The following is a 6,998-nucleotide window of genomic DNA, read 5'->3' as shown; positions in this document are numbered from 1 at the left end:
CTCAATGAATTGAGGGGGATTACAGCCCACTCGCGCTCCCCCGTTTTTCTAAACGCTTCGATGAGCGATTGCGTAAAGCTGGGGTTTTCTGCCTCGCAACGTGTTGCACGGCCATTAGATGAACGCTTTAATTCCTCACGCGCTTCGCCACGCGGTTGCAAAGCTCTGCCCATTGGCGAGCTTCGGTTCCTCGTGCGCTTCGATGTGATGACTCCCTTGGCAGTCAGATGGCCATCTCTGAGACTTCGCGAAGGTGACGTCCGGTCTGGGGGTTTTCCTGTCGTGGGCCACAACTCGTAGCCCGCGCGTCGCTTTGCGCTGAGCGGGCGCTGCTGAATTGCGATCGGCGAGCGGGAGCCATACCCGCCCGGCGAGTTGGTGATAGATCATCGTGACAAGCCAACTTGCAATCAGCCCGTAAGACTCGTTGCGATAAGATGTAGGCCCCATCGTCGTGCCGCATAGCTTGCAAAGTCGACTCGTAATCAGCGCGCAAGAAGCGATGTGATCTTGCCAACTTGCGATCCACGGGCGGCCTTGAGGGCGCAGCCTGCATCGGGGCGGCTTGACTTGCGCGCCAATCTTAGCATATAGTAAGCACGTTGCTGGCCAACCGAACTGCTTTCACGTGCGCCAAGAGCGTTCGCTTCAATTGAACGCCTAGGCGTAGTTGTGTATGAAGTGGCTCACGGCGGTGTCGGGAGACCGTCGAAGTCTCTGATTCGGTCGTCGCCCGCTGCCCGCTTCTTGCCGATCGTCATTGCAAGCTTCGACCAAAAACTTTTGCTTTTTGCCGAAAAGGGACTGGGCGCTCCATATCGTCAAATACTAAATACTGGACTCATCGGCATTTAATCTATTGCTCCGGGATCGAGCGCCTTTGATTCGCTGGCACCGGTAGACGAGGGAGGATCAACCATGTTCGATGTTTTGGTCGAATCCGGCTCGCACAAAGAGGATCTGCAGCGCAAGGGTACGTTCCTGCTCGGAACGGTGATCATTTACAGCGTGCTGATCATCGGCCTATTTGTCGCGAGCATTCTTTGGTACGAGGCGCGTCTGGACGCGCAAAACTTGGAATTAGTAACGTTGGTTGCGCCCGTGCCCGTGCAGCAACAGCCGGAACAGCAGCCACAGGAGCAACCGAAGCCGACCACGACGACGCAACAGCAAGTGGCGACGCGCACGGAGTTGATCTCAAGTACGCTGGACCCGACCAAGGTTCCGGAGAAGCCGTCCACGGTCGCTTCCAAGGTGCCGCCTGTGCCACCGAATACACCTGTGGCGCTCGGTCGCACCAACACTGATCCGGTTGGACCGACCGGACCAGTGGGCCCGCCCGGAGCAGGCGGCGTCGTTGGCGGCACCGGATCTGGGCCAGTGGTCAAGGTCGATGAGCCGCCGCCACCGCCGCCGACGCCGACGCCCAAGAAGGTGATCCAATCGGGCGGCGTATTGAACGGCAAGGCGATCAGCTTGCCGCAACCCGCGTACCCGCCGATGGCCAAGGCTGCGCGCGCGTCCGGCACGGTCAACGTTCAGGTGCTGGTCGATGAGACGGGCAAGGTCGTTTCCGCGACCGCCGTGAGCGGCCATCCGTTGTTGCGTCAAGCGGCGGTGCAGGCCGCCTATCGAGCGCGCTTTACGCCGACGCTGCTGTCGGGGCAGCCGGTCAAAGTGCAGGGCATCATCACCTACAACTTCGTGCTCCAGTGAGACACGAGCTACATAAAACCTCTGGAGGGTCTTAACCGTGACGATGTTGGTAAGCATGCTTGGAACGAAAGCCTTCGGCCTTCTCTTGCTGTTGCAGGAAGGGCAAGACCTCAGCTCCCAATTCACCGTGACCGAAATGTTGAAGCACTTGGGATGGGTGGCCCTGACAGTGGTCGTCATCCTGCTTCTGATGTCGGTCTATTCGATCGCCATCATGGTCGAGCGCTACTTGACCTACTCGGCGGCCAAGAAGCAGTCGCGCGAGTTTGCGCCGCGCGTGGCACAAGCGCTCAAGAACGACCGCATCGATGAGGCGATCAAGATCAGCGACAAGCACAAGAAATCCCACTTGGCAATGGTCGTCAGCGCCGGTTTGCAGGAGTTTCGCGCGCACGAAGCCTCGCCTGAGCTTTCGGGCGACGAGATCGAGGCTTCCAAGCGTGCCCTGCAACGCGCCATCGCCATCAAGACCAACGAGTTCAAGCGCGGTCTGTCAGGGCTTGCGACCATCGGTTCGACGGCGCCGTTTGTCGGTCTGTTCGGCACGGTGTTCGGCATCATCAACGCCTTCCAAGGCATGAAACAGGCTGAATCGGCTGGCATCGCGGCGGTTGCTGGCGGCATCGCCGAGGCGTTGTTCACCACGGCGCTCGGGCTCGCAGTGGCCGTGCCGGCCGTGTGGATGTTCAACTACTTCACCGGTAAGGTCGATGGCTTCATCGTCGAGATGGACAACTCGGCGTCGGAGTTGATCGATTACTTCATCAAGAATCGCACGAAGCAGTTGAAGGCCTAAGACGGTCGTACAGATTTCGGGCGTCCGGATGCGCGGTCGCAGTCCGCGCTCTTCAGCGAGCGCTGCGGCGCGACCGCGTGTAGGTATGCCCGCCATGTGGAGCGTGAACTATGGGAATGCAGGCAGGTGGAAGCGGCGGCTTCCAGTCCGAAATCAACGTCACGCCGATGGTGGACATCATGTTGGTGATCTTGATCATCTTCATGGTGATCACGCCCTTCTTGCAGCAAGGGATCACGGTCGCCATTCCGCGTGACCTCAACAACCCGGAAGTCGATCCGGCGATCATCAAAGAATCTTCCGTGGTCGTCTCGATTCCGGAAGATAATGAGTTCTACATCGGCAAGGAGCGAATTGATAAGGATTCGCTCAAGAGCGAGATCGAGAGCCGGATGAAGGACAAGCAAGGCGATGAACGCATCGTCTACATCAAAAGCGGCGTCGGGGTCAGCTACGGCAACGTCGTCGAGGTGATCAACTTGATCCGTCAAGCGGGCGTCGATCAAATCGGACTCGTCGCCGACCGGAAGAAGAAGGGCGGCACCGAAGCGGGCGCCCCCCAGTAACGCGCGAAAGGAGAGTGGTGGCCTTATGGCAATGAGCAGCGGCACCAAAGCCGAGCCATACATCAACGTTACTCCGTTCATCGATATCCTGCTGGTCTTGTTGATCATCTTCATGGTGATCACGCCGTTGAAACCGAGCCGCTTCAAAGCGCTCGTGCCACAGGAACCCAACCCCAATCAACGGGATGTCAAACCCAACCCGTTGACGCTCGTGGTCACCATTGATAAGGACATGAAGCTAAAGCTGAACACCGAGGATATGGGGACCATCAACGACACGAGCAAACTGAGCACGACGCTCGCACAACTCTTCGAGAAACGGCGGCAAGAGCGCGCTTACCGCTACGGCATGGAGAACCGCGTCGATCTGCCCGAAGAGGAACGGATCGAAAAGACGGTCTTCATCAAGGCCCCGCGCTCGATCCGTTACGGCGATGTCGTCAAGGTGATCGATGCGGTCAAGGGGGCAGGAGCGAGCCCCATTGGGCTACAGATCGACGATCTTGCGCAGTAGCAGTAACAACGGCGAATAGCTCGTCTCCGACCGCGAGCCGTCTCTCGACCGAAAGCTCTTGCGGTCGAACGTCCGAAAAGATAGTGAATTCTTCAAGTCACGAGGGAAGAGGCATGAAACCCTTTTTCACGAAACTGGGCCTGCTCGTCGCATGTGCGACGCTCGTCTCCGGTTGCAGCGTGGTCAACCGCATTCGCGCCAAAAACGAGATCAACGAGGGCGCGCGCGCCTACAGAGAGCGCAAGTATGCCGAAGCGCAACAGCATTTCGAACGGGCGCTCGAACTGGATCCGAATCAGAAGAACGCACAGTTCTTCGCCGCGCGCGCCATTCACGCGCAGTACAAACCGGGCGTTGAAACGCCGGAGAACATCGCCAAAGCGAAAGAGGCGATCGAAGCCTACAAAAAGGTGCTCGGGCAGGATCCGAACAACGACGAGGCTTACAACGCCGTCGCGTACCTTTACGGCGCGATCAAGCAGGACGAGGCGCAGCAACAGTGGATCACACAGCGCGCCAATCTCGAGACGCTCTCGCCCGAAAAGCGTGCCGAAGCCTACACAGTATTGGCCAGCAAACAGTGGCAGTGTTCCTATACGATCACCGAACAGCAAGAGAACAAGCAGACCGTGAGCAAAGACGGCAAAGCCGTCATTCAGTACAAAAAACCGAAGGATCCGGCTGATTTCGAGCGCGCGCAACAGTGCGTTGCCAAGGGGCTGGAGTTGATCAACAAGGCGATCGAACTCAATCCGAAAAGCGAATCGGCTTGGGCCTACAAGACCAACCTGTTGCTTGAAATGGTCAAGCTTGCGGAGATGGAAGGCAACGCCGAGAAACGAGCGCAATACGACAAGCAGTATCAAGAAGCGCAGGCGATGACGCTCAAACTGAACGAGGAGGCGCGACGCCGCCGCGAAGCGGAAGCGAAAAAATCGCCCGCGCAAAAAGCGAGTTGAACGCTCGCGCACGGACCCTTTCGCCTAGGCGAGGCTCGACTTCGCGGTCGGACCTCGCCTATCATTTTTTGTGAGCAGGGCGCTTCGGCGTAAACTTCAAGTCGGGCTTGGACATCCAATTTTTGTTGGTTCCCTGTCGCCCCGTTTTATGATTCGCATCGGAGACGTCATCGAAAAAGTCCGTCAGAACCATCCGCAGGCCGATCTCGACCTTTTACGCCGCGCCTACTTCTTTTCTGCGCTTCACCACCGCGGGCAGACGCGCGCCTCGGGCGAACCGTATCTCATCCATCCACTGGAGGTTGCCAACATCCTCGCGGAACTCCGGCTCGACGAGGTCTCGGTCGCGACCGGTTTGCTCCACGATGTGGTCGAAGATACGTTGGTTGATCTGGAGACCATTCGACAGTACTTCGGCGACGAGGTCGCCCACTTGGTCGATGGCGTGACCAAGATCGCGCAGATCAGCCACGCTTCGCGCCAAGAGCGACAAGCTGAAAACGTGCGCAAAATGCTCTTGGCCATGGTGGACGACGTGCGCGTCGTGCTCGTCAAGCTCGCTGATCGCCTCCACAACATGCGCACGCTCCACTACTTGCCGCCCGAGAAGCGGCAACGCATCGCGCAGGAGACGCTCGATATCTACGCGCCCATCGCGCACCGTCTCGGTATGGGGCGGCTGCGCGGCGAACTCGAAGACCTCGCCTTCAAACATCTCCACCCGGAGGAATACAACGCGCTGGCCGAACAGTTGGAGCGGCGGCGACCCGAGCACGAGGCTTTTCTCAATCAAGTCAAAGCGCGCATCGAAGAGAAATTGAGCGAGGCCGAGATCCCGTTCGTGTGCGTCGAAGGGCGCGTCAAACGCCTCTATTCGATCTGGAAGAAACTCAAGCTGCAGCGCATCGAGCTCGATCAAGTTTACGATCTGGTCGCCGCGCGCATCATCACTCCCGGCAATGAAATCCGCCACTGCTACGCCGCGCTCGGCGTGATCCATAACACGTGGAGACCGATCCCCGGCAGGATCAAAGATTGGATCGCAACGCCGCGCGATAACCTCTACCAATCGCTGCACACCTCGGTCATCGGCGATGAGGGACAGCCCTTCGAGGTGCAGATTCGCACCGAAGAGATGCATCGCATCGCGGAAGAGGGTGTCGCTGCGCATTGGAAGTACAAGGAAGGCCGCCGCGGCGCGCACGAGGAGGACGAAGCTTTTCAGTGGTTGCGCTCGCTCATCGAGTGGACGCAAGAGGTCAAAGATTCGCGCGACTTTTTGGAATCGCTCAAACTCGACCTCTACCCGAAAGACGTCTATGCTTTCACGCCCAAAGGCAAAGTGATCCAACTGCCGCGCGGCGCTACGCCAGTGGATTTCGCCTATGCCATCCACTCCGAAGTCGGTCACACGTGCACGGGCGCGCGCATCAACGGGCGCATGGTGCCGTTGCGCACGCAGATTCAGAACGGCGACGTCGTCGAGATCATCACCTCGCCCAACGCGCATCCGAGTCGTGACTGGTTGAACTTCGTCGTCACGTCGCGCGCGCGCAGCCGCATCCGCCATTGGGTGGCCGAGCAGCAGCGGGCCGAATCGATCGAGATCGGGCGTAAGTTGCTGGAAAAAGAGGCCTCGCGCTTCCAGCTTTCAATCAAGAAATTGCTTGCCGACGCGGACGGTGAGTTCAAGCGCGTCGCCAACGAGTACGGCTACGGGCGCGTCGAAGATCTGCTGGCAGCCATCGGTTACGGCAAACTGGTGCCGCGCAACGTGCTGGCGAAATACCTCGGTCCGGAGAAGTTCACTGAGGTCGAACAGCGCAAGGAATCGAAGCTCAAGACGAGCGTGCGCGAAGGCGTCCAAGCGGTCAAACGCTTGATGCGCATGGGCGATGATGCGATCGCGGTGCGCGGCGTGGACGACCTGCTGATCACGCGGGCGCGTTGTTGCAATCCGATCTACGGCGAAGAGATCGTCGGCTATATCACGCGCGGCAAAGGCGTCGTCGTGCACGCGCGCCACTGCCGCAACGTCCAACAATTGATGGCCAATCCGGAACGGATCGTCGAAGTGGAGTGGGCCGGTCAGGCCGAATCCGCCGTCTATCCGGTCAAGCTCGTCGCGATCACGGAGAACCGCACGGGGATGCTAGCCGGAATCACGAGCGCCATCTCCGACATCAAGACGAGCATTAGGGATGCGCGTGCCACCGTCTCGCCTGACAATCGCGGACACATCGAGGTGACGGTTGAGGTCTTTGACCTCAAGCATCTCGACCGCGTGATCCGAGCGATTCGCAATGTGCCCGGCGTGCTCGACGTTGAGCGCGTCAACGGCGCTGTTTGAAACGCGAGTGAACGGACAGGCGAGAAAAAGGGCCGGAGTTGAGGGCGAGCGGTTTTGCTGTCGTGACTGGCTTCTGCTAAAATTCGCCGTTTGTTCG

At 58.9% G+C, this 6,998-nt stretch carries 6 protein-coding genes; all 6 read left to right on the top strand.

Annotation, left to right across the window (positions count from 1 at the left end):
* The first annotated feature begins 918 nt into the window (after positions 1 to 918).
* The 6 genes from C4334_RS10690 (at position 919) to C4334_RS10665 (ending at position 6,901) form a co-directional block, all read left to right on the top strand.
* A complete protein-coding gene (locus C4334_RS10690) occupies positions 919 to 1,716 on the top strand; it encodes an energy transducer TonB (RefSeq protein WP_352432074.1) in 798 nt (265 codons plus the stop codon).
* A 43-nt stretch (positions 1,717 to 1,759) separates the two neighbouring features.
* Entirely contained in the window at positions 1,760 to 2,512 is a 753-nt protein-coding gene (locus C4334_RS10685; protein WP_352432073.1) for a MotA/TolQ/ExbB proton channel family protein, read from the top strand.
* Between the two features lie 110 nt (positions 2,513 to 2,622).
* A complete protein-coding gene (locus C4334_RS10680; RefSeq protein WP_352432072.1) occupies positions 2,623 to 3,078 on the top strand; it encodes an ExbD/TolR family protein in 456 nt (151 codons plus the stop codon).
* A 25-nt stretch (positions 3,079 to 3,103) separates the two neighbouring features.
* Positions 3,104 to 3,592, top strand: a complete 489-nt coding sequence (locus tag C4334_RS10675; RefSeq protein ID WP_352432071.1) for a biopolymer transporter ExbD — start codon at positions 3,104 to 3,106, stop codon at positions 3,590 to 3,592.
* A gap of 113 nt (positions 3,593 to 3,705) precedes the next feature.
* Positions 3,706 to 4,551 carry a tetratricopeptide repeat protein gene (locus C4334_RS10670; protein ID WP_352432070.1) on the top strand — a complete coding sequence of 282 codons (846 nt, stop codon included), beginning with the start codon at positions 3,706 to 3,708 and terminating at the stop codon, positions 4,549 to 4,551.
* A 148-nt stretch (positions 4,552 to 4,699) separates the two neighbouring features.
* Positions 4,700 to 6,901: a RelA/SpoT family protein gene (locus C4334_RS10665; RefSeq protein ID WP_352432069.1), complete on the top strand. Its 2,202-nt coding sequence runs from the start codon at positions 4,700 to 4,702 to the stop codon at positions 6,899 to 6,901.
* Positions 6,902 to 6,998 lie beyond the last annotated feature (97 nt).

The sequence above is a fragment of the Pyrinomonas sp. genome (assembly GCF_040289685.1).
GTDB lineage: Bacteria > Acidobacteriota > Blastocatellia > Pyrinomonadales > Pyrinomonadaceae > Pyrinomonas.
The sequence above is the reverse complement of the archived record's forward strand: the minus strand, read 5'-3'. Positions and strand labels throughout refer to the sequence as shown.